General features: G+C 72.4%; 18 protein-coding genes and 1 pseudogene. 10 read left to right on the top strand and 9 right to left on the bottom strand.

Annotated features, from left to right (window positions below):
- Window positions 1-24: 24 nt before the first annotated feature.
- The gene (locus ACZ56E_RS35270; RefSeq protein WP_471220620.1) at window positions 25-987 is read right to left on the bottom strand and encodes a LysR family transcriptional regulator ArgP; all 963 of its coding nucleotides are present in this window, start codon (window positions 985-987) and stop codon (window positions 25-27) included.
- 70 nt (window positions 988-1,057) lie between these two features.
- Here ACZ56E_RS35270 and ACZ56E_RS35265 point away from each other — a divergent pair, with 70 nt between their 5' ends.
- Entirely contained in the window at window positions 1,058-1,672 is a 615-nt protein-coding gene (locus ACZ56E_RS35265) for a LysE/ArgO family amino acid transporter (protein ID WP_471220619.1), read from the top strand.
- 24 nt (window positions 1,673-1,696) lie between these two features.
- Here ACZ56E_RS35265 and thrS read toward each other — a convergent pair whose 3' ends face one another.
- Window positions 1,697-3,034 (bottom strand): threonine--tRNA ligase, encoded by a 1,338-nt coding sequence (gene thrS, locus ACZ56E_RS35260; protein WP_471220617.1) that lies wholly within the window; start codon window positions 3,032-3,034, stop codon window positions 1,697-1,699.
- 141 nt (window positions 3,035-3,175) lie between these two features.
- Entirely contained in the window at window positions 3,176-3,367 is a 192-nt protein-coding gene (locus tag ACZ56E_RS35255) for a DUF4236 domain-containing protein (protein ID WP_471220615.1), read from the bottom strand.
- A 144-nt stretch (window positions 3,368-3,511) separates the two neighbouring features.
- Between ACZ56E_RS35255 and ACZ56E_RS35250 the strand changes: the two genes are divergently transcribed.
- From ACZ56E_RS35250 to ACZ56E_RS35240, 3 genes are all read left to right on the top strand, one after another.
- The gene (locus ACZ56E_RS35250; protein ID WP_471220613.1) at window positions 3,512-5,035 is read left to right on the top strand and encodes an alpha/beta hydrolase; all 1,524 of its coding nucleotides are present in this window, start codon (window positions 3,512-3,514) and stop codon (window positions 5,033-5,035) included.
- A 148-nt stretch (window positions 5,036-5,183) separates the two neighbouring features.
- Entirely contained in the window at window positions 5,184-5,360 is a 177-nt protein-coding gene (locus ACZ56E_RS35245; RefSeq protein WP_468611768.1) for a hypothetical protein, read from the top strand.
- A gap of 80 nt (window positions 5,361-5,440) precedes the next feature.
- Window positions 5,441-5,740: a hypothetical protein gene (locus ACZ56E_RS35240; RefSeq protein WP_471220610.1), complete on the top strand. Its 300-nt coding sequence runs from the start codon at window positions 5,441-5,443 to the stop codon at window positions 5,738-5,740.
- Between the two features lie 791 nt (window positions 5,741-6,531).
- Here the strand turns inward: ACZ56E_RS35240 and ACZ56E_RS35235 are convergent.
- A complete protein-coding gene (locus tag ACZ56E_RS35235) occupies window positions 6,532-9,381 on the bottom strand; it encodes an AfsR/SARP family transcriptional regulator (protein WP_471220608.1) in 2,850 nt (949 codons plus the stop codon).
- Between the two features lie 114 nt (window positions 9,382-9,495).
- Here ACZ56E_RS35235 and ACZ56E_RS35230 point away from each other — a divergent pair, with 114 nt between their 5' ends.
- Complete coding sequence (locus ACZ56E_RS35230; RefSeq protein WP_471220607.1) at window positions 9,496-10,341, top strand: class I SAM-dependent methyltransferase; 846 nt, start codon at window positions 9,496-9,498, stop codon at window positions 10,339-10,341.
- Between the two features lie 140 nt (window positions 10,342-10,481).
- On the opposite strand, the pseudogene ACZ56E_RS35225 reads toward ACZ56E_RS35230, so the two are convergent.
- Together ACZ56E_RS35225 and ACZ56E_RS35220 are read right to left on the bottom strand one after the other, a co-directional pair.
- A pseudogene (locus ACZ56E_RS35225) lies at window positions 10,482-10,793 on the bottom strand (ester cyclase); the annotation flags it as partial.
- Between the two features lie 23 nt (window positions 10,794-10,816).
- Window positions 10,817-11,449, bottom strand: coding sequence for an FMN-dependent NADH-azoreductase (locus ACZ56E_RS35220; protein ID WP_471220605.1), 633 nt, complete (start codon window positions 11,447-11,449; stop codon window positions 10,817-10,819).
- A gap of 169 nt (window positions 11,450-11,618) precedes the next feature.
- Here ACZ56E_RS35220 and sigJ point away from each other — a divergent pair, with 169 nt between their 5' ends.
- From sigJ to ACZ56E_RS35200, 4 genes are all read left to right on the top strand, one after another.
- Entirely contained in the window at window positions 11,619-12,560 is a 942-nt protein-coding gene (gene sigJ / locus ACZ56E_RS35215) for an RNA polymerase sigma factor SigJ (RefSeq protein WP_471220602.1), read from the top strand.
- An 84-nt stretch (window positions 12,561-12,644) separates the two neighbouring features.
- Window positions 12,645-13,829 (top strand): serine hydrolase domain-containing protein, encoded by a 1,185-nt coding sequence (locus ACZ56E_RS35210; protein WP_471220600.1) that lies wholly within the window; start codon window positions 12,645-12,647, stop codon window positions 13,827-13,829.
- Between the two features lie 143 nt (window positions 13,830-13,972).
- Window positions 13,973-15,205: a DegT/DnrJ/EryC1/StrS family aminotransferase gene (locus ACZ56E_RS35205; protein ID WP_471220598.1), complete on the top strand. Its 1,233-nt coding sequence runs from the start codon at window positions 13,973-13,975 to the stop codon at window positions 15,203-15,205.
- A gap of 33 nt (window positions 15,206-15,238) precedes the next feature.
- On the top strand, window positions 15,239-15,766 hold the full coding sequence (locus ACZ56E_RS35200) for an SRPBCC family protein (RefSeq protein ID WP_468611781.1): 528 nt from the start codon (window positions 15,239-15,241) through the stop codon (window positions 15,764-15,766).
- A 14-nt stretch (window positions 15,767-15,780) separates the two neighbouring features.
- On the opposite strand, the gene ACZ56E_RS35195 is transcribed toward ACZ56E_RS35200, so the two are convergent.
- Window positions 15,781-16,530 (bottom strand): dienelactone hydrolase family protein, encoded by a 750-nt coding sequence (locus tag ACZ56E_RS35195; RefSeq protein WP_471220596.1) that lies wholly within the window; start codon window positions 16,528-16,530, stop codon window positions 15,781-15,783.
- Window positions 16,531-16,693: 163 nt separating this feature from the next.
- On the opposite strand from ACZ56E_RS35195, the gene ACZ56E_RS35190 reads away from it, so the two are divergent.
- Complete coding sequence (locus tag ACZ56E_RS35190; RefSeq protein ID WP_471220594.1) at window positions 16,694-19,831, top strand: ATP-binding protein; 3,138 nt, start codon at window positions 16,694-16,696, stop codon at window positions 19,829-19,831.
- On the opposite strand, the gene ACZ56E_RS35185 is transcribed toward ACZ56E_RS35190, so the two are convergent.
- Complete coding sequence (locus tag ACZ56E_RS35185) at window positions 19,812-20,603, bottom strand: ABC transporter permease (RefSeq protein WP_471220592.1); 792 nt, start codon at window positions 20,601-20,603, stop codon at window positions 19,812-19,814. The two genes, ACZ56E_RS35190 and ACZ56E_RS35185, sit on opposite strands and share 20 nt — an antisense overlap.
- Entirely contained in the window at window positions 20,600-21,607 is a 1,008-nt protein-coding gene (locus ACZ56E_RS35180) for an ATP-binding cassette domain-containing protein (protein ID WP_471220590.1), read from the bottom strand. Before ACZ56E_RS35180 ends, ACZ56E_RS35185 begins: the two co-directional genes overlap by 4 nt.
- Window positions 21,608-21,775 lie beyond the last annotated feature (168 nt).

The raw sequence follows: 21,775 nt of genomic DNA, 5'->3' as shown, positions 1-21,775 counted from the left end.
TGTCCGCCGCCCGTCCGCCGCGTGTCACTGGTCCAGGGCCTCGCCGGCCGCGGCCACCACCGCGTCCGCCAGCGCGGCGAGCGCCGGGGAGTCGAGTTTCCACTGCTGCCAGAACAGCGGTACGTCCACGACCCGGTCGGCGTCGAGCAGGGTCAGCGCGCCCGCCCGCAACCGGGGCTCGGCCTGGGCCTGCGGCACCACGCCCCAGCCGAGACCGGCCTCGACCGCCTCCAGGAACCCGCGCGACGAAGGGACGTAGTGCCGCAGTGGGCTCGCCCCGCGCCCGCCCGTCACCTTGCGCGCGAAGTCGTCCTGCAGACAGTCGCGACGGTCGAAGAACACCCCGGGCGCGTCCGCGAGGACCTCCCCGAGCGGCACGCGCGGCCAGTCACCGAGCCACCGTGCCGCGAAGCCGGGCGAGGCGACCGGCAGATACCGCATCCGCCCGAGCCGCCGCACCGTACAGCCCGACACCGCGTCCGGCGACGACGTGACCGCGGCCATCACCGAGCCTTCGCGCAGCAGCGACGTCGTGTGGTCCTCGTCCTCGCGCCGCAGCTCGAAACAGATCCGCGGCTCATCGGGGAGCCGGGCCAGGGCGGACAGGAACCAGGTCGCGAGCGAGTCCGCGTTCACCGCGACCGGCAGGACGGCGGGCTCGCCCGTGTCGCTGATGCCGAGTTCGGCGCGCGCGTCCCGCTCCAGGCGGGCCAGTTGCCGGGCGAACCGCACGACGACCTGCCCCGACTCGGTGGGCCGCACCGGTTTCGTGCGCATCAGCAGCACCCGCCCTGTGCGGCGCTCCAGTGCCTTGACGCGCTGACTGACTGCGGGGGGTGTGACGTGCAGGGCGGCCGCCGCGGCGTCGAAGGTGCCCTCGTCGACGACGGCGAGGAGCGTTCGCACATGCTCGAGCGGCAGCTCCGAGAGCGCCCCGGACGGAAGACTCGTCTGCCCGGCCTCTTTGGCCTTCTCGGTATGCGGCATCACAATTGCTTAAGGTACATCAGAATCATTACCTGTACTTAGTACGTCAGTGATCCTTAACGTCAAAGCCATGGGAACAGCACTGACCGCCGCAGCTGCCGGATTCGGCACCGGACTCTCGCTCATCGTCGCCATCGGCTCGCAGAACGCCTTCGTGCTGCGGCAGGGCATCCGACGTCAGGCGGTGTTCAGCGTGGTGGCCATCTGCGCCCTCTCCGACATGGTGCTCATCGGCGCGGGCGTCGCCGGAGTCGGCACCCTCGTGACCGCCTGGCCCCCGGCGATGACCCTCGTCGGCCTGATAGGCGGAGGCTTCCTCCTCTCGTACGCCGTCATCGCCGCGCGCCGCGCCCTGCGCCCCACCGCGATGACGGCCACCGGCGAGATGGCAGGATCACGGCGCGGCGCGCTGCTCGCCTGCCTGGCCATGACCTGGCTCAACCCGCACGTCTACCTCGACACGGTCCTCCTTCTCGGCTCGGTCGCCGCCGGCCACGACGGGCTCCGCTGGGCCTTCGGCGTCGGCGCCATGCTCGGCAGCGTGTGCTGGTTCGCCGCGCTCGGCTACGGCGCGCGGCTGCTCAGCGGCTTCTTCGCGCGGCCCGCCTCGTGGCGGGCACTGGACTTCCTGATCGCGGCGACGATGACGGTCATGGGCGTAACGCTGGTCGTCGGCGCATTCTGACCCCCGCCTCCTGCCGCGGCGCGCTCAGGCGTCCCACAGTTCGGCCCGGTGCGCCCCGACGAGGGCGCCGATGCGAGCCAGGGCCTCCGGGGCGGGCAGCGCGTCGAGGCGCCGCCCGTCCCGCAGCCGCAGGGCGACCAGGTCGTCGGCGTCCTCCTTCGCGCCGATGACGGCCTGGTAGGGCACGAGACGGGCGGCCCGGACGCGAGCACCCAGACTTCCGTCCCCGGGGCCGGCGAGCTCCGCCCGCAGCCCGAGCTCCGCGCAGCGCCGCAGGAGGCGCTCGGCAGCGGGCAGTTGCGCCTCCGAGACGGGTAGCACCACCAGCTGGGTCGGGGCGAGCCAGGCGGGGAAGGCCCCGCCGTGCTGTTCGACGAGATGGGCGACGGCTCGCTCCACGCTGCCGATGACGCTGCGGTGGACCATCACCGGGCGGTGCTTGGCGCCGTCCGCGCCGACGTAGCGCAGATCGAACCGTTCGGGCTGGTGGAAGTCGATCTGGACGGTCGAGAGAGTGGACTCGCGGCCCGCTCCGTCGACGACCTGGACATCGATCTTCGGCCCGTAGAACGCCGCCTCGCCCTCGACCGCCTCATAGGGCAGCCCCGACCGGTCGAGGACCTCGGTCAGCAGCGCGGTGGACCGCCGCCACTTCTCCGGATCGGCGACGTACTTGCCGCCGGGACCGGGCAGGGAGAGCCGGAAGCGGGCCGGGCGGATGCCCAGTGCGTCGTACGCCCGACGGATCATCCCCAGGGCGGCGTTCGCCTCGTCGGCGACCTGCTCCAAGGTGCAGAAGATGTGGGCGTCGTTGAGGTGGATGGCCCGCACCCGGTTCAACCCGCCCAGTACGCCGGAGAGTTCGGCGCGGTACATGCCGCCGAGCTCGGCCATGCGCAGCGGCAGCTCACGGTAACTGTGGGACCGGGAGCGGTAGATGAGCGCGTGGTGCGGGCAGAGGCTGGGCCGGAGCACCACCTGTTCGCCGCCCACGTCCATCGGCGGGAACATGTCGTCGCTGTAGTGCGACCAGTGCCCGGAGATCTCGTACAGCTCCCGCTTTCCGAGCACGGGCGAGTACACGTGCCGGTATCCGGCGCGCCGTTCGGCGTCGCGGACGTACTCCTCCAGGGCGTGCCGCACGGCCGCACCGGCCGGCAGCCAGTATGGGAGTCCGGCGCCCATCAGGGGATCGGTGCCGAACAGGCCGAGTGCGCGGCCCAGTCTGCGGTGGTCGGCGGCGTCGGCGTAGGCGTCGGCCGGGGTCACGTCGTTCATTTGAGGTCTCCTCGCGGACATCGGGCGAGTGACCTTCCGCGACGAAGCCCCGGGGCACTCGCCCCGGGGCTTCGAACTGAGCACATCGTTCAGCGCGCCGGGACACTCTCCGGCGTCGTCGTCATCGCGGCACGCTTCTTCATGGCGGTGACCGTAACAGGACCTGTCCCGTCACGGCATCGCATTTATGTGTGTGGCGGCTACCGGGCGGCTACCGGCCGGCTTTCATCGGCGCTTCGTCGTGCGCCGCCAGCCGAAGGGACCCGGCAGGTCCATCGACGTGGTGCGCCGGCCGGTGCTGCTGTGAGTGCGCCGGGGCCCGTCACGGCCTCCCGTGGTGAGGGACCACGAGTGCTTGTTGAGGTTCAGTCGAACCCCGGGAAGTATCCGGAAACTCTTGCGGAACGTGAGTGGCATGGACTCCTCCTTGCGTCCGTCCGCGAGTACCCGCACAGGGGCGCTCCTCACGGCCCCCTAGGTGGCCGGTCGGGGTAAACCCCCATGCGGATACGCCAGTTGGGAGGATGTGGCCGCTCCTCCCCGGCGGCGAAGATCCTCCGTATGACGAAGATCCTCGACGTGACCAAGACCCTCCGTACGATGAAGATCAAGCGGAACACCGCCCTGCTCGCCGCCTCCGCCGCCGTTCTCACCCTCACCACACCGCTCGCCGCCTCCGCGTCGACGACCGCCGGCGCGACCGCGGCGCTCGACTGGACGAAGTGCGAGGGCCTGGGCCTGGACACCCGGCAGGAGTGCGCGACGCTCGACGTGCCGATGGACTACGCCCACCCCGAAGGCAAGAAGATCGAGATCGCGGTCTCCCGCATCCCCAGTGAGAAGCCCGCGGCTCGGCGCGGCGCCCTCCTACTGATCCCCGGCGGGCCCGGCGGGTCCAGCATCAACGACCCGTCCGGCAAGGGGCAGAAACTGCCCCAGAGCGTGCGGGACGCCTACGACCTGATCGGCTTCGACCCCCGCGGCCTCGGCCGCTCCAACCCGGTCGACTGCGGCTTCGCACACGCCGACCTCGCGCCGACCAACCTGCGCCCCTGGACCACCCCGGACGGCTCCGTCACCCAGAACATGGTCACGGCGAAACGCCTGTCCGACGCCTGCGCACGCAACGGCGGCGAGCTGATGCGCCACATCAGCACGGCCGACAACGCCCGCGACATCGACCGCATCCGCGCCGCGCTCGGCGAGGAGAGACTCTCGGCGTGGGCGGTCTCGTACGGCACGTATACGGGCGCCGTCTACAGCCAGCTGTTCCCGCATCGCACCGACCGGTTCGTGCTGGACAGCAACGACGATCCCGACCCGCGCCGCGTCGGCCGCGGCTGGCTCGCGGCACACGAGCGGGGCGTCGAGGACACCTTCCCGGAGTTCGCCGCATGGGCCTCCGAGCCGGGTAACGACAACCGCCTGGCGGACACGGCCGCCGAAGTGCGCCCGCTCTTCCTCCGCCTCGCCGCCCGCCTGGACCGCGAACCGATCCCCTGGCCCGGCGCCAACCCGCCGGTGCTGAACGGCAACGTACTGCGTCAGACCATGCTCAACGCGATGGCCGACCCCGACGACTTCCCCGGCCTCGCCCGGCTGATGCTCGGCGCCCAGAAGGGACAACTGCCGCCCGCACCGCCGGCGCCGCCCGAGAAGGCGGTGCGGAACTCCGTCTCCGTCGGCTCCGCGACCCTCTGCAACGACGTCGCGTGGCCAACCTCACCCGCCGTCTATCAGAAGGGCGTCACCGAGAGCCGCGCCAAGTACCCGCTGACCGCCGGCATGCCCAGGAACGCGATGCTCTGCGCCGCCTGGCCGTTCCAGCAGAAGGAGCCCCCGGTCCGCATCACCGACCGCGGCCCGTCCAACATCCTCCTCGTCCAGAACGAGCGCGACCCCAACACCCCGCTGAGCGGCGCCCTGAAGCTGCGCGAGGCGCTGGGCCGCCGCGCCGTCATGGTGACGGTCGACGCCACCGGCCACGACGTCTACCTCGCCAACGGCAACGCATGCGGCGACCGGACGGTCACCCGCTTCCTGGCCACGGGCAAGAGGCCCGGTCAGGACACCGAGTGCGGCTGAGCCGGCCGTCGCGTGTGAAGGTGGTCACAAGCGGCCGTCTCATGATCGGGGCCGGGTGCCATCGGGGCACCGAGTTCGCGTAAGGTCGCGGGTCGGCCGCACACGGCCGACCCGATCACCGCAGTCACCGAACAAGGAGCCGCAGGTCATGCCGGCCAATGACGCCACTCAGGCGCCGATCTATCACACCCTCGTCCAGGAGCACGGCGACGTCGTCGCCACCGCCCGCAAGGCCGCGGAGGAGACGCAGCAGACGGCCGAGGACCTGTTGGACTTCAGCACCCCCGCCGCCCGGTCGGGTACGCCCACCGGGCCGGCGTCCTAGCGGCGCCGGCGTCGGCGCGGCACGGGCGCCGGGCGGGCCGCGGCTCGCGCCGGCCCCGGCCGATCGGCCAGGATGGCGCAATGGATTACGCGTACTGGAAAGAGATCCACGACCGCGGCGGCATCCCCGCGGTCAAGAACGCCCTGGAGGGCCTCCCCGGTGACCTGCCTCCACAGGACGCCGACGCCGCGACCGCACTGGCGCTCCAGGTCATCGAGGACGACATCGCCCGGATCAACGCCCGGGCGGACCAGGCCGAGGCCCGGGCCCGCGCGCTGGCCGAGCAGGCACGCGAGGTGAACCAACAACTCACCGAGCACGCCACGCAGACGACGACCGCCCCCCGCACGCCCGACGAGGAGACCTCGCCGGACACCTGACAGGCCACGGCGCGGACCCTCCCTCGGTCGCCGGACCGCCAGCGGCACCCCCACCACCCCTCTCGGGGGCGCGCCGGCATCGACACCACCGCCACGCACGCGCCACCGTCGCGCTTGCGCCGACACCAGCGCCACGCCAGGGACATCACCGGCTCGCACGCGCCGCCGCCACGGCTGTGCCGGCACCAGCGGCACCGTCACGGGCGTCACCCCCATGGCCGCGGCAGCACCGCGCCGCCGTCGTGCCCTGGTGGCATCAGCGCCTCGCCACGGACGCCACCGGCTCGCATGCCCCACCGTCCGGCGTCGGCACCAGCGCCGCGTCAGGGATGTCACCGGCATGCACGCGCCGTCGCCACGGCTGTGCCGGCACCGCCACGTGCGTCACCGGCTCGCGCACGTCACCGTCAGCGTGACGGCCGCGACAGCGGCGGGCCACCGTCGTGGCCGCGCAGGCACCAGCGCCATCGCCACGGGCGTCACCGCACACACTCGCCACTGTCGCGGCAGGCCCGGCCAGCCCCCACCGTCACGCAGCCGCTACCAGCACGGCCGTCCCAGCACCAGCGCCACTGTCAGGGCGGTCCCCGTCCCGCACGCGCCATCGCCACGCACGCGCCATGTCAGCCGGGCCACCATCCCGTACGAGCGATGTCAGCCGGGCCACCATCGCGTACGAGCCGTGTCAGCCGCGCCGCCATCCCGTATGAGCCATGTCAGCCGCGCCGCCACCCCGTACGAGCCGCGTCAGCCGCCCCACCACCCCGTCCGAGCCACCAACTACCCCCCCATCACGTCCGAGCCATCAGCCGCACCATCGCCGTCTCGTACCGCGCCTGCAGGCCCGCGTCTGCCGAGACCCGTAGCAGTGCGCCGAGCGCGCGGACCGCGCCGTCGTCGTAGCCCGAGGACTCCGCGTCGCGGGCCGCGCTCTCCAGGCGCCGGATGCCCTCGGTCTCGTCTCCCATCCCCAGCAGCGCCTGCCCGATCACGGTGCGCAGCAGCACCCGGGCAGCGGGGGATGCCTCCGACGGACTGTCGAGGTCCAGGGCGGCGACGGCCGTCTCGAAGGCCGGCTGCCACTCCCTCGCGTCGAGACGGTGCCGGGCGAGGTGGTACAGCGCCAGACGCTCCGTGTTCCGGTCCCCGACGCTGTGCGCGAGCTCCGCCGCGAGCGCGCACCCCTCCGCCGCCTCCTCGGGGCTGCCGAGTTCGGCCTGCGCGAGCGACAGGTTGATCAGCGCCGTCGCCTCACCGCGCGTGTCACCGGCGCGGGCGGCGAGTACGGGCGCGGCCTCCAGATGGACCAGCGCCTCAGGAGTGCGGCCCTCCTCCGTCAGGACCCAGCCGAGCAGAGCACGCACCCGCGACTCGGCGCGCGCGTCGCCGTCGGCCTCCGCCGCCGCAAGTGCCGTACGCAGCAAGGGAGTCCAGTCGTCCCGCACCCGCCACACGATCTGCGGCCAGAGCGCCAGAATGATCCGCCACGTCCTGCCGTGCAGCCCGGCGGCGTGCGCCGCGGCCGCCGCCAGCGTCAGGTCGTCACGCTCGGCCGCGTACCAGTCCATGGCCTGCTCGCGGTCGGCGAACTCCCTGGTGGCCGGCGGTGTACGGAAGTCCGTGGGCAGCGTGAAGCACGACTCGTCACCGGGCTCGGCCGCGTCGGCGGCGGCCAGCGCCGTCGCCACACTGTGGTCGAGCCCGCGCGTCAAGGCGTCGGGCCCGGCGTCCAGGCCGCGCGCGTACAGCCGTACGAGGTCGTGCAGCGTCCAGCGGTCCGGCGCGGTCCTGATCACGAGGTGTGCCGCCGTGAGCTTGTCGAGCGCCGCCTCGGCCGTATCCGGGTCCGTGCCGGCGAGGGCCGCGGCCGTGTACCGGTCGACGTGCGTGCCCGGATGCTGTCCGAGCGGCGCGAAGTGGTGCGCGGCGTCGTCGGGCAGCCTGCGCACGGTCAGCCGCAGCGCCGCCCGGACACCCGTGTCCTCCACGTCCAGGAGGCTCAACCGGCGTGATTCGTCCGAGAGCTCGGCACACATCGAGCTCAGCGACCAGTCCGGCTGGTCCGCCAGCCTCGCGGCCGCCACCCGCAGCGCGAGCGGCAGCCCCCCGCACAACTCCGCGAGACGCCGCGCCGCCACCTCCTCCGCGAGCACCCGCTCCTTGCCGAGCACCGCGGTGAGCAGGGCGGTGCTGTCCTCCGCTTCGAGGACGTCCAAGGGGACGGGCCGGGCGGCGTCGGACGCGATGAGCCCCCGCAGCCTGTACCGGCTCGTGACCACGGTCACGCACTCCGCACCACCCGGCAGCAACTCCCTGACCTGCTCGGACGCACGTACGTTGTCGAGTACGACGAGGAGTCGGCGGTCGGCGCACAGGGACCGGAAGAGCGCGGACGCGCCGCCTGCCGACTCCGGGACGCGACGCGGCGCGACACCGAGCGCCAGCAGGAACTCCCGCAGCACTTCCAGGAGAGCCGGTTCGCCCGTGTCGCTGAAGCCGCGCAGATCGGCGTAGAGCAGGCCGCCGGGGAACAGTTCGCGGTTGCGGTGCGCCCAGTGCGCCACGAAAGCGGTCTTGCCGACTCCGGCGGGTCCGGTGACCAGGCAGACGGGCGCTTCACCGGCAGCGGCCCGGGAGAGCGCGGTGAGCTCCGCGGCGCGCCCGTGGAAGCCGCGCGGCATGCGGGGCAGCAGATCGATCGTGCCCGGCAAGGGTAGGGGTGGAGGCAGAGGCAAGGGCGTAGGCGATGGGGAAGGCGGCATCCCGGGGGCCGGCGGGGGAGCGGCGGCGGCCACGGTCGTGGTCACCGGCGGCGCGGGGGTGCTGGTCGCCGCAGCCGGTGCCCCGCCGGCCCCGGTCCGGGCGGCCGCAGTCGGCTCCCGAGCCGCGTCTCCTCCCTCCCCCTCCCCGCGCAGCACATCGGTGTAGGCATCGGCCAGTTCCCGGCCCGGGTCGACCCCCAGCTCGTCGGCGAGCAGCCGCCGGGTGCGGTGGAAGCAGTCGAGCGCCTCCGAACGGCGCCCCGCCCGCTGCAGTTCCCGCACGAGCGCGGCGGCCAGCGACTCGCGCAGCGGATGGACACCGGCCTCCGCGCGCAGCACGGCCGCGGCCCGGGCGTGCTCACCCATCCGCGAGTAGGCGGTGGCCAGCGACTCCACCGAGGCGAGGCGGAGTTCCTCCAGCGCCTGGGCGGCCGTTTGCAGCGGCTGACTCGGAAACGCGCCGGTCAACGCGGGCCCCTGCCACAGCGACAGCGCCTCCTGGTACATCGCCACGGCGTCGGCGGGCGCACGCTGGCTGCGGGCCAGCGTCACCAGCTCCTCGAAACGGTGCGCGTCCAGCAGCGACTCCGGCATCCGCAGGACGTACGCCGTGCCCTGCGTGACCAGCTCGACGCCGAACATGTCGGCGTCGGCACCGGCGAGCAGGACCCGCAGCCGCGACACATGCCCCTGGATGACTCCGCGGGCCCGCACCGGCGGCTCGTGGTCCCACAGTGCCTCCGTCAACTGGCCGACGGGGACCGGGTGGTTCGGCCTGAGCAGCAGAGCGGCGAGCAGGCTGCGCCGCTTGGCGGGACCGAGCGGCAGCACGCCGACCTCAGTGGCGACGGAAACCGCTCCGAGCAGCCGGAACTCCACTGGTGCAACTCCTCTGGCGGGAAAAGATCCAGATTACCGCTCACTGCCGCGTACCTTCCTCGCAGGAGTGGACCGGTAGCCGGTAGCCGGTGGTACGAGAGGTGGCGAGCGGGCATGGTGGCCGACTGGGAGTGGGACGAGACGTTGTTCGCGGGAGCCGCCGCCTACTACGCGCGCGGACGGCTTCCCTACGCGCCCGGGCTGGCGGACGCCCTCGCGGATGCCCTGCACCTCGACGGGCGAGGCCGCCTCATCGACGTGGGCTGCGGGCCGGGAACCGTCGCGCTGACCCTGGCCCCGCTGTTCGGCGAAGTCGTGGGCGTGGACCCGGACGGCGACATGCTCGCCGAAGCCGGCCGCGCCGCTGCCGCAAGGGGAGTGGCCGGGCGGACGTGCTGGGTGCGGGCCAGGGCCGAGGAACTGCCCGCAGGGCTCGGCACCTTCACCGTCGCGACCTTCGCCCAGTCCTTCCACTGGATGGACCGCGACCTGGTGGCGGCGACCGTCAAGCGCATGCTGCACCCCGGTGGCGCCTTGGTGCACATCTCCGACCTGAAGTCGGAGCCACGGACCGTCGAGGGGCTCCCGTACCCGCCCCCGCCCCACGACGCCGTGGCCGAACTGGTCAGGCGCTACTTGGGTCCGGTCCGCCGGGCAGGACGCGGAGTGCTGCCGCGGGGCACGCCCGGCGGTGAGGCGGCGGTGTTCGCCCGGGCGGGCTTCTCCGGCCCCCAGCGCCACGTCGTCCCCGGCGGACCGGCCCTGGAACGCTCGGCCGACGACGTCGTCGCGGGTGTGTTCTCGCTGTCGAGCTCGGCACCGCACCTGTTCGGAGCCGAACTCGACCACTTCGAGGCGGACCTGCGCCGACTGCTGGGGAACGCCTCCGCGTCGGGCCGGTTCTCCGAACCGAGCCCGAGCACCGAGGTCTTCGTCTGGCGGAACGACACGGCGTGCTGACGCCTGCCCCGCCGTCTGCCGCTCACGCCCGGAGCACGCCGAGTTGTTTCAGCTGTGCCAGGACGTCGACGACCCCCCATAGTCTCCACAATGCGGCCGTCGGCGAACCGGACGATCATGATCTCTCTATAGGTGACGGATCTGCCGGTCGGCGGGACGCCCATGTACTCGCCCTGGTGGGTTCCGGTAACGGTGTTCCTGTAGACGACCTTGTCGCCCTCCGCGATCACGTCCGCGACCTCGACGTTCAGGTCGGGAAACGCGCGGAGAAGCATCGCGCCCACCTGCTTGAGTGCTTCCGCTCCCGTCGCGTCGACCGGCAACGGCGTGCGGATCAGCACGTCCGGGGCAACGACCTCGTCGACCGCCTTCCGGAAGAGCTCCACGTCACCGCTGCTCTGGGCCTCGTGCAGCCGACTGAACGCCGCTTTGTTGAGTGCTGCCTGATGCATCGCCATGTCGCCCCTCACTCGATTCATTTGGTCGCGGTCACGCGGCCGGCTTCCCCCGCCGCGACGAGTGCTCTGGTGTGCAGGTCGGCGGCGAGGTCTCTGAGCTGTTCCATGCCGGGGGAGGTGGCGGCGAGGGTGAGCTCCCGTTCGACGACGGTGAGGTCGGCCTGCCACAGGTCGGCGAGGATGCGCCTGAGGTACGGGGTGGAGTGGTCCCAGCCCTCGCGTGGCGTGCCACTGGTGTAGCCGCCGCCCCGCACGGTGGCCAGGACGGTCGGCTTGTCCTTGAGCAGCGGGCAGCCCAGGGGCGCCCCGGCGATGACCAGGTCGACCCAGGTCTTGAAGTGCTGGGAGACACCGAAGTTGTACAGCGGCACGGCCAGCACCACCGCCTCGGCGGCCGTCAGCTCCGCGACGAGCGATGCGGCGAGCAGGCGGGCGTCGCGCTGGGCGGGCGTACGGTCGGGTTCCGGCGTCAGAGCGCCGATGTGGGCAAGCGCCCAGGCGTCGGCGGGCAACGGATCGGTGCCGAGATGGCGGCGCACCACCGGCTCGTCCGGGTGGGCCGCGGTCCACTCCGCTTCCACGATGTCGGCCAGTTCGGCGCTGGCCGAGGTGCCGGGATGGATGCTGGCGTCAAGCCGGAACAGGCTCATGGTGTCTCCCTGGGATGGTGCCGCGCCAACACGGCGGAGCGGTCGGCGAGTTCGTCTCGCACTTCGACAATCCGGCCCCACCGAATGTGAGGTGACGCGCCGGCCTCACTTTCCGGCACGCTGTCTTGTCGTTCAGGTGAAGGCAGACACGACCGAGGGAGCCGTCACGATGACCACGCCGCCGTCCGTGCCAGGACTGCGCAGGCCGGAACCAGCACTCGACGCGCCCATGAGCGAGCGGCGCCACTTGATCAATCTCGCCTACCGGCTGCTGGGCTCCCTCGCCGAGGCCGAGGACGCCGTGCAGGAGACGTACACCCGCTGGTACGCCATGTCCCGGCAGCAGCAGGACGCCATCGATTCCCCCGGCGCCTGGCTGACGACGGTCGCCAGCCGTATCTGCCTCAACGTGCTCGGCTCGGCACGTGCCCGGCGAGAGACATACGTCGGCGAATGGATCCCCGAGCCGCTGCCCGAGCCCACGGAGTGGATCAGCGGTCGACCGGGCGGTGGGGCCGTCGACCCGGCCGACCGGGTGACCCTGGACGAGTCGGTCCACCTGGCCTTCCTGGTGGTGCTCGACTCGATGACCCCGGCCGAACGCGTCGCGTTCATCCTGCACGACGTCTTCCGCTACTCCTTCGCGGAAGTGGCCGAGATCGTCGGCCGCAGCCCGGCGGCCTGCCGCCAGCTGGCCTCTTCGGCCCGTCGCCGCACCCGTGCCACGCAGCCTTCCGTGACCTTGTCGGCCGAGCGCGCCGGCCTCGTCCGGGACTTCAAGCAGGCGTGGGAGGCCAAGGACATCGACGCCCTGATCGGCCTGCTCGACCCCGACGCCACAGCGATCGGCGACGGGGGTGGCCTCGCCACCACCTTCCTGGACCCCATCGAAGGCGGCGAGCAGGTCGCGCGCGCCTGGGTCGAGATCGCCCGCCGCAGGCCCGACGGCATGACACTCCTGGAACGTACGGTCAACGGCCAGCCCGGCGTGGTGGCCGAACAGGACGGCGTCGTCGTGACGGTGTTCGCATTCGAGGTCGCGGACCGGAAGATCAAGCGGATCTGGGCCATCCGCAACCCCGAGAAGCTTCGCAGTTGGACGGCGGGCTGACTTCCCTCAACCTCGGGCGGCCGTTCGCGGTCTTGCCGCACAAGGGGCTGCGGATGCCCCGCGGACCAGAGCGAGGAGTGCGTAATGGCGTTACGGAAGAGCTCGAAGGCCGGCGTGGTGGGTCTCGTGGCGGTCGCGATGGCCGCCACGGCCTTCGTCGCCCCGGCGCAGGCCGTGCCGGACACACCGAAGGCACCCGACACGGCTCCCGCGGCGCAGGGCCATCGGGCCACCCAGCGCGCCATGGACGCCGCCGTGCGGGCCGGCCACACCCCCGGCATCACGGCACAGGCACGCGACCGCCACGGAGTCTGGGCGTCGACATCGGGCGTCGGGGACCGCACCACGGGCGCCCCGCGAGGCAAGAACGACCGGTTCCGCGTCGGCAGCATCACCAAGACGTTCGTGGCGACCGTCCTTCTGCAACTGGAGGCGGAGGGCGAGCTCGATCTCGACGACAAGGTGGAGCGCCACCTCCCCGGCCTGATCCGCGGCAACGGAAACGACGGGCGCAAGATCACCGTCCGGCAGCTCCTGAACCACACCAGCGGCCTGTTCGACTACCTCGCCGACGAGAAGTACCTCGACACGTACATGCGGGGCGACGGCTACCTGAAGCACCGCTACGACACCCTGCCGCCCGAGAAACACGTGCGAGTGGCCCTGGCCCACAAGCCGCTGTTCGAGCCCGGCGCCAGACACTCGTACTCGAACACCAACTACGTCCTGGCCGGGCTCATCATCGAGGCGGTCGGCGGCAGGACGTACGAGGCGGAGGTCCGCGACCGCATCATCAAGCCCCTGGGGCTGAAGGCCACCACCAACCCCGGCAACAGCGTCCACCTGCCGCGGCCCAGCAGCCGCGGCTACTCCAAGCTCTTCGCGTCGCACCCCGACCGGATCGACGACATCACCGAGATGAACGGGTCACAGGGCTGGGCCGACGGCGACATCATCTCCACCACCGGCGACCTGAACCGCTTCTACAACGCCCTGCTGCGCGGCAAGCTCCTGCCACCGAAGCAACTCAAGGCGATGAAGACCACCGTCACAGTCCCCAACGCACCGGACATGGCCTACGGCCTCGGCATCACCCGCATGACGACGAGCTGCGGCACGACGCTCTGGGGCCACGGCGGAGGCATGGTGGGCTGGCTGTCCCTGGCCGTCAGCACCGCGGACGGCCGGCACCAGCTCGCCTTCAGCTACAACGCCGACTGGGACCAGGGGTCCATGCAGACGGTCATGGAAGCCGAGTACTGCCAGTAACCGGAGGCCGTCGGTTCTCTTGACACATGCGTACGGTTTCGCGACCTTTGAGCCTCTCAGGCCAGGGGATGGGGGCATGGACCGCGGCCTGAGATCCGCGACCCGCCCCCACCCGACGGCATCCAGGGCAACGGAGGCTGAGCATGTCGTACGGATCGGGGCTCGCCACGGCGATGGCGCGTCGGCTCGGGCGCCCATGCCTCTACACGCCATCGGCACGGCTCGCGCTCTACCTCGCGCTGCGGCACTGGTGCAGGCCCGGCGCGCGCGTGCTGATGTCGCCGGTGAACGACGACGTGATCCTCTTCGTGGTCCTCGCGGCCGGCCTGCGCCCGGTGCAGGCCCCCGTCTCCGCCCGGGACGGCAACATCGACCCCGCCGCCGTCCCGGAGGAGACCTGGCGGAACGTGGACGCCGTCCTCACCACGAACCTGTACGGCATGCCCGACCGCGTCGTCGAACTGCGCCGCCGCTGCGGCCAGTTGGGCATCCCGCTGTTCGAGGACGCCGCCCACGCGATCGGCACCCGCGTGGACGGCCGCCCGGTCGGCACGTTCGGGAAGGCCGCGGCGTTCAGCCTCTCCAAGCACGTGGCGGCGATGGCCGGCGGCTTCCTCGCCGTCGAGGACGAGCGCACCCGCCGAAGACTCGAAGCACTGCGCGACGACCTCCTGGTGCCGAGCAGCCTCCGCACCGACCTCACCACCACACTGCGCCCGCTGGCGCGTTCAGCCGTCCGTCGCCTCCACCTGGTCCGCCCCGTGTGGCGCACCATGCGGCGCCTCGGGATGCTGGAGCGCGACACCTTCCGCATGGACCTCCACGCGCCCCGCCTCGCCCGCTGCGCCTCCGAGGCGCCGAGCCTCACCGCGTACGAACCATGGGTACGCGTGGACCTGCACGGCTACCGCTCCCGCCACGGGGCCCTGGTCCGCGGCCAGTTGAGACTGCGAACGGCCCGCATCGACGACGACCTCGCACGGCGCGCCGTGGGTGCCTCGCTGCTCGCGCGCACCACCTGGGCGTCCCCGGCGCTCCGCGACCGCACCGCGGACGACGGGCCGCCTCCGCCGCTCTTCCGCGTGCCGCTCCTGGTCCAGGACCGGGACACCTTGGTGGACCGCCTGGTGCGGCACGGCGTGGTCACCGGATACATCTACGACCCCCCGCTCGACGACTACGCGGGCGCGGAGTTCGTCGAGCCGTCCCCCGACCCGTCGGCCGCCCGCTGGTTCGCCGCGCACACGCTCCCGGCGGACCCGCTGCTCGCCCAGCAGATCGTCAGAGCGCTGTCGAGGGAGCGGGCAACCCCGGCACGACCGCCGTTCGCCGACCGCCAGGACCAGCCGCTTCCCGCCCGACCTACTGGCGGGTAAGGTCGGGGGCCGTCCAGGAACGGAGCATTCCCCATGGCCCGCACGTTCACCGTGTCCCGCAGCATCGTGGTCCAGGCCCCGCCGACAGCGGTGTACGAGCAGCTCAGCCGGCCCGCGCGGATGGGCCGCTGGAGCCCGGAGAACCTCGGCGCCACCGTGCCGGGCCCGGACGAACCTGCCCGGGTGGGCCTGGTCTTCGACGGGCACAACAAGCGCGGAGCGGTCCGCTGGACCACCCGCTGCACGGTGACCGCGGCGGACCCGGGCAGCCGCTTCGCCTTCCGGGTCCACGCGATCGGCCTCAAGCGCCCTCGCCTGCGCGCCCCCATCGCCACCTGGGAGTACCGCTTCGAGGAAGCGGATCCCGAGGTGGCGGGAGAGGCGGCGACGCGGGTGACCGAGACCTGGACGGACGACCGGCGGTCCTGGCCGGATCCCGTGGCGAACGTCTTCGACCGGATCGCCACGGGAGGCCACACCTTCGCGGCGTTCCAGGTGCGGAACATCGACAGGACCCTGCACAACCTCAAGAAGGAACTGGAGGGCGCGCAGGGCCGCTGAGGCTCAGCCGACCCTCAGCGGTCGGTCAGGGTGCGGGCGAGCAGGGGCAGCAGCCGGTCCCAGTGCCGCTGCAGCGCGGAGGCGCTGAAGGCGTCGGTGTCGGACATGGTGAAGCCGTGCACGGAATCGGGGTAGATCTCGGTGCTGTACTCGACCCCCGCGGCGTCCATGGCCCGGTTGAGCTCGTCGATCCCCTCAGGAGTCAAGTCGCCCTCGGCGAGGCCGATATGGACCTCGGCCGTCAGCTTGTCGATGAGGCGGTGGGGGCTGTCGGCCGCGTCGGTCACCAGGAAGCCGGGGTGGAATCCGGCGACGGCGGCCACCAGCTCCGGGTGGGCCGTCGCGGTGCGCATCGCCAGGGCGGCGCCCAGGCAGTAGCCGATCACACCCACCGGCCCGGCGCCGACCTCGGGCTGGGCGGTCAGAAACGTCAGGTAGGCGTCGGCGTCCCGCAGCACGCGTTCGGTGGTGTGCGCCTCGACCAGCGGCATCGCCTGGGCGAAGACCGCGGGCCTGGCCTCTGCCCCGATGTGCTCGGGCAGGTCGAGCACCGGCGCCGGGCGGTGCCGGTAGTAGAGGTTGGGGACGAGCACGTAATACCCGTGCCCGGCCAGCTCGCGGGCCTTCTTCTCCAACTCGGGCCGCAGACCGAAGGCGTCCGGGTACAGCAGCACTCCCGGATGCCGCTCTCCCTGGTCGGGAACGGCGACGAACGCGTCGGCCACGCCGTCCGCGGTGGCGATCTGCACTGTCTTGACGGGCAAGTCATTCCTTCCGTGGGCCGTTGCGCGGGGCACAGCCCGTAGCGGGGCTGGTCAACCAAAGATCAACCCGGTTGTACGGCACGGTATGCGCTGCACCGTCACGAGGTCCTCACCGGGGTGCGCGGTGTGGGTCGGCCCATCCGCCGTTGGCTAATCTGCCGGGGTGACCATCGACCTCACCCTGCTGCCGCGTGTCGCCCACCGCGGCCGGGAGGTCACCGCACCCCGGCTCCGCGCCCTCCTCGCGCTGCTCGCGGCCGAACCGCGCACGGGCTGCGGCGTCGAGCGGCTCGTGGCGGGACTCTGGCCGGACGCGCTGCCCGAGCGGCCGGGAAAGGCGCTGCAGGTTCTCGTGTCCAGGGCGCGGGCACAGCTGGGCGCCGATGTCGTCGTGAGCACGCCGACCGGATACCGGCTCGGCCTCGCCGAGGACCGGGTCGACACCTCCGCCCTGCTGCTGCACGCCGCCGCGAGCACGGAGCGGGCCAGGGCCGGGGACCACGCGGGATCGCTCGCGGCGGCCGAGGCCGGGCTCGCACTGTGGGAGGGCACCCCGGAGGAGGCCGACGGCACGGACGACCCCGTCGCCGCGTTGCGCGCCGAACGCGCCCCCACGCGCGCCACGCTCGTACGCGCACGGGCCCTCGCGCTCGCCCGCCTCGGACGGCACGCGGAGGCGGCCGAACCGCTGGCCGTGGCCGCCGCCGCGCAGCCGCGCGACGAGGAGGTGCTCGCCGAGCTGCTGCGCGCCGAGGCCACGACGGCGGGCCCGGCCGCCGCGCTGACGCGGTACGAGACGTACCGCCGTGAGCTGCGCGACGCACTCGGCACGGACCCGGGCGCCCGGCTCAAGGCCGTACAGCGGGAACTCCTCCACGGCGAGACGCCCGCGGACCGGCACAGCGTGCCGCACGAGCCGAACCAGCTCCTCGGCCGCGACGAGGACATCGCGGCCGTCCGTCGGCTGCTCCGCCACTCCCGCGCCGTCACCGTCATCGGCCCCGGCGGCCTCGGCAAGACCCGGCTCGCCCACGCCGTCGGCCGCCGGGCCGAACAGCGAGTGGTGCGGGTCGTGCCGCTGGCCGGCGTCACCGCGGACGAGGACGTGACCGCGGAGGTCGCCGCCGCGCTCGGCGCGGGAGAGGGCCGGTACGGAGCCATCGGCGGCCACGCCACGACCGACCCGGTCGCCGGCATCCGCGCCGTACTCGGCACGGAGCCCGCGCTGCTGGTCCTCGACAACTGCGAACACGTCGTGCGGGGCGCCGCCCACCTCGTACGAACCCTGCTCTCGACAGTTGGGAACCTGCGGGTGCTCGCCACCAGCAGGTCCCCGCTCGACCTCACGTCGGAGGCGCTCTACACCCTGCCGGAGCTCGGCCTCGACACCTGCGTCGAGCTGTTCACCCAACGCGCCCGCGCCGCCCGGCCCGGCGTGGACCTGCCGATGGACGAGGTCACCGCGGTCTGCCGCCACCTCGACGGGCTGCCGCTCGCCGTGGAGCTGGCCGCCGCGCGCGTACGCGTCCTCTCCGTGCCCCAGATCGCCCGCCGCCTCGGCGACCGGTTCGCGCTCCTCCGCGGCGCCGCGCGGGACGTGCCAGAGCGCCACCGCACACTGCACGCGGTCGTGGAGTGGAGCTGGCACCTCCTCACGGAGCCGGCCAGAGCGGCGCTGCGCACGCTGTCCGTCTTCCCCGGCGGCTTCTCCGGCGAAGCGGCGGAGCACGTCCTCGGCGACGACGCGCTGTCCCTGCTGGAGCAGCTGACCGACCAGTCGCTGCTCACCGTCGCCGACACCCCGACCGGCGTACGGTTCCGCATGCTGGAGACCGTACGGGAGTTCAGCGCGGCCCGGCGCGCGGAGGCGGGCGGGGAAGAAGCGGCCGTCGGACGGCTCCTCGCCTGGGCGCGGGACTTCGGAGTCGCGCACCACGACGTGCTCGCCGGACCCGCACCCCTGGCGGCCAGGGAGCTCGTCAAGGCCGAGCAGGACAACCTCGTGGCCGCGCTGCGGCATGCCCTGTCCCGCACGGACGGCCCGACCACCGCCGCCGTCACCGCCGTCCTCGCCGCCCTGTGGTCGACCGACTCCAACTTCCCCCGCCTCACCGCACTGGCCGTCGAGACCGGCCCACCGCTGTCGCACTACCACCCCGAGCCGGAGTACGTCGAAGTCGCCCGCGCCGCCGCCGTGTTGTGCACACCCAGCCTGTTCACGGGTCACGGCGCGCATGTCGGACGGCAGCTCGTCACCCTGCGGCGGCTGCCCCCGGCCCCGCCCGACACCCTGCTGCGCGCCACCGCCCTCGTGCTGAGCGCGATCCCCGACATGTTCCCTCCGCACCACGCAGTGCTGCGCCGGCTCTGCGACAGCGAACAGCCGCTCGTCGCCGCCGTCGCCGAGTGCGTCGCCACGTACATCTGGGAGTACGAGCACGACATCGACCGCGCGCTGTCATCGGCTCGACGGATGAACACCGCACTGGAGCAGATCGACAACCCGTCCCTGCAGCTCCTGTGCCACTCGCGGCTGAGCGAGCTGTGCCTGAAGACAGGGCGGGGCGACGCCGCGTACGGGTATCTCAAGGGCGCGCTCGCGATGCTGCCGCGGCTCGGTGACGCGAACGACTACATCGGCATCCGCTCCGCCCTCGTCCTCGCCTGTCTGCAGCGCGGCGACCCCGAAGAGGCCGAGTACTGGCTGCGGCAGGCCGAGGGCGACCGCACGCCGCGGCAGGACGCCTTCTACAGCCCCGACCTGGGCGGACGCGCCGAGATCGCACTCGCCCGCGGACACACGGAGACCGGGCTGAGCCTGTGGCGGCGGGCCGTGGAGCGGCTGCCGGAGGCCCGCCCGATGGGAGACGGCGACCCGTGGGCCGACCCGTGGGCCCTGGCGATCCAGTCGGCGGCGGTGACGGCGCACGCCCACGCCGGCCGCCTCGAACCGGTCGCGGAACCGGTCGGCAGACTGCGACGGCTGCTGCGGACGCTGCTCGGCGGCCCGGCCGGCTCGCCCATGGAGCTCCCCGTGATCGGAACGGTGCTGCATGCCCTCGGCATGGCGGGTATCGCGTCCGGCGACGCCGCTGCCGTACGGCTGATCGCGATGGCCGAAAGACTGCGGGTGCTGCGCGAGTTCCAGCCGACGATGTCGGAGACCCGCGCCCGGCAGGCGGCCGAGAACGCCGACAGGGCGGCGTACACCGACGCGGTGTCGGAGTACGCCGCCCTGGGGCGGGACGAGCTGCGGGCGGCGGCCCGCGCGCTGGTGCCGGCTACTTCAGGTCCCGGTTGAACAACGACGTGGACCAGAGGTAGCCGAGTCCGGACAGGCCGAGGCACCAGGCGACGGTGAACCATCCGTGGTGGCCGATCTCGGTGCCGAGCAGCAGGCCGCGCAGGGTTTCGATGGCGGGGGTGAAGGGCTGGTACTCGGCGATCGGCCGGAACCAGCCGGGCATCGCGTCGACCGGCACGAAAGCGCTGGAGATGAGCGGGAGGATCATCAGCGGCATCGCGTTGTTGCTGGCCGCCTCGGGGTGGGGGCTGGCCATGCCCATCCCGACCGCGATCCAGGTGAACGCCAGGGCCACCAGCGTCATCAGCCCGAAAGCCGCCAGCCACTCCACGACGGTGGCGTCCGTGGACCGGAAGCCGATGGCCACGGCGACCGCGCCGACGAGGGCCACGCTGAGGATCGTCTGGAGCACACTGCCGACGACGTGCCCGATGAGCACGGAGCCCCGGTGGATCGCCATCGTGCGGAAACGGGCGGTGATGCCCTCGGTCATGTCCATCGACACGGACACCGCGGTACCTGCCGGAGTGGCACCGATGGTCATCAGCAGGATGCCGGGGACGAGGTAGGCGATGTAGTCGGAGCGATCGGCGCCGCCGCCCCCGATGCCGGCGCTCATCACGTCCCCGAAGACGTAGACGAAGAGGAGGAGCAGGACGATGGGCGTCAGCAGGACGTTGAGGGTGAGGGAGGGGTAGCGGCGGGTGTGCAGGAGGTTGCGGCGCAGCATCGTGGACGAGTCGCGCACGGCGAGGGAGAGGGAAGTCATCGTGTGCCCTCCGGGTTCTGGTCGGCGAGTGCGGGGTTGCCGGTGAGGGCGAAGAAGACGTCGTCGAGGTCGGGGGTGTGGACGGTGAGGTGGTCGGCTTCGATGCCGGCGGTGTCGAGGCGGTCGAGGAGGGTGCGCAGGGCGCGTTGACTGCTGTCGCTGGGCAGGTGGAGTGCGAGTGCTTCGTCGTCGCGGGTTGCGTCGTGCAGGGTGTGGGCGGCGGCTCGGTGGGCGGCGGGGTCGCTGAAGCGCAGCCGGACGTGTCCGCCGGGGACGAGCCGCTTGAGTTCCTCGGCGCTGCCTTGGGCGGCGAGGGTGCCGTTGTTCAGGACGGCGATGCGGTCGGCGAGTTGGTCGGCTTCTTCCAGGTACTGGGTGGTGAGGAAGACGGTGACGCCGTCGGCGACGAGACCCCGGATGATCTGCCACATGGTGTGGCGGGATCGGGGGTCGAGGCCGGTGGTGGGTTCGTCGAGGAAGATGATGCGCGGGCTGCCGACCAGGGTCATGGCGATGTCGAGGCGGCGCTTCATGCCGCCGGAGTAGCTGGCGGCGGGCTTGCGGGCGGCTTCGGTGAGATCGAAGCGCTCCAGCAGTTCGGCGGCAATCTGGCGTCCTTGCTGCTTGGGGAGGTGGTGCAGGTCGGCCATGAGGAGCATGTTCTCCTCGCCGGTGATGAGCCCGTCGACGGCGGAGAACTGCCCGGTGACGCCGATGGCGGCGCGGACGGCCTGCGGCTCGGCGGCGATGTCGTGTCCAGCGATGTGGACCTGGCCGCTGTCGGCGGTGATGAGGGTGGACAGGATCTTGACGGCGGTGGTCTTGCCGGCGCCGTTGGGGCCGAGCAGGGAGAAGACGCTGCCGGTCGGCACGGTCAGGTCGATGCCGTCGAGGACGGTCTTGTCCCCGTACGCCTTGCGCAACCCGTACGCCGCGATGGCGAGCTCGCGCGAAGCGGTACGTGTCTTGGTGGATGAAGCGGCCGTTCTCGTCGTAGGACTCATGCGACAGAGGCTGCGGCACACCGCGTTCAGCGCGGTTTCACACCGGTTTCAGGACGCCGGAACCGGCCGGGAGCGTCCCAGCCGACGGATGGGGGGCGATTCACCTGGTGGGAGGGGCGCGCCAGGGAACCCGCGCCCCCACCCGTCGGTCGGGGTCCCGGTGGGGGC

It is taken from the genome of Streptomyces sp. NPDC039480, from assembly GCF_055597165.1.
The sequence above is the reverse complement of the archived record's forward strand: the minus strand, read 5'-3'. Positions and strand labels throughout refer to the sequence as shown.

What these genes read in the sequence shown, in the direction of transcription:
- sigJ (WP_471220602.1), top strand. Translation starts at nt 11,619, where the DNA reads ATGACCACGCCGCCGTCCGTGCCAGGACTGCGCAGGCCGGAACCAGCA.
- ACZ56E_RS35185 (WP_471220592.1), bottom strand. Translation starts at nt 20,603, where the DNA reads ATGACTTCCCTCTCCCTCGCCGTGCGCGACTCGTCCACGATGCTGCGC.
- ACZ56E_RS35230 (WP_471220607.1), top strand. Translation starts at nt 9,496, where the DNA reads ATGGTGGCCGACTGGGAGTGGGACGAGACGTTGTTCGCGGGAGCCGCC.
- ACZ56E_RS35210 (WP_471220600.1), top strand. Translation starts at nt 12,645, where the DNA reads ATGGCGTTACGGAAGAGCTCGAAGGCCGGCGTGGTGGGTCTCGTGGCG.
- ACZ56E_RS35245 (WP_468611768.1), top strand. Translation starts at nt 5,184, where the DNA reads ATGCCGGCCAATGACGCCACTCAGGCGCCGATCTATCACACCCTCGTC.
- ACZ56E_RS35255 (WP_471220615.1), bottom strand. Translation starts at nt 3,367, where the DNA reads ATGCCACTCACGTTCCGCAAGAGTTTCCGGATACTTCCCGGGGTTCGA.
- ACZ56E_RS35270 (WP_471220620.1), bottom strand. Translation starts at nt 987, where the DNA reads ATGCCGCATACCGAGAAGGCCAAAGAGGCCGGGCAGACGAGTCTTCCG.
- ACZ56E_RS35240 (WP_471220610.1), top strand. Translation starts at nt 5,441, where the DNA reads ATGGATTACGCGTACTGGAAAGAGATCCACGACCGCGGCGGCATCCCC.
- ACZ56E_RS35220 (WP_471220605.1), bottom strand. Translation starts at nt 11,449, where the DNA reads ATGAGCCTGTTCCGGCTTGACGCCAGCATCCATCCCGGCACCTCGGCC.
- ACZ56E_RS35205 (WP_471220598.1), top strand. Translation starts at nt 13,973, where the DNA reads ATGTCGTACGGATCGGGGCTCGCCACGGCGATGGCGCGTCGGCTCGGG.
- ACZ56E_RS35250 (WP_471220613.1), top strand. Translation starts at nt 3,512, where the DNA reads ATGACGAAGATCCTCGACGTGACCAAGACCCTCCGTACGATGAAGATC.
- ACZ56E_RS35180 (WP_471220590.1), bottom strand. Translation starts at nt 21,607, where the DNA reads ATGAGTCCTACGACGAGAACGGCCGCTTCATCCACCAAGACACGTACC.
- ACZ56E_RS35200 (WP_468611781.1), top strand. Translation starts at nt 15,239, where the DNA reads ATGGCCCGCACGTTCACCGTGTCCCGCAGCATCGTGGTCCAGGCCCCG.
- ACZ56E_RS35265 (WP_471220619.1), top strand. Translation starts at nt 1,058, where the DNA reads ATGGGAACAGCACTGACCGCCGCAGCTGCCGGATTCGGCACCGGACTC.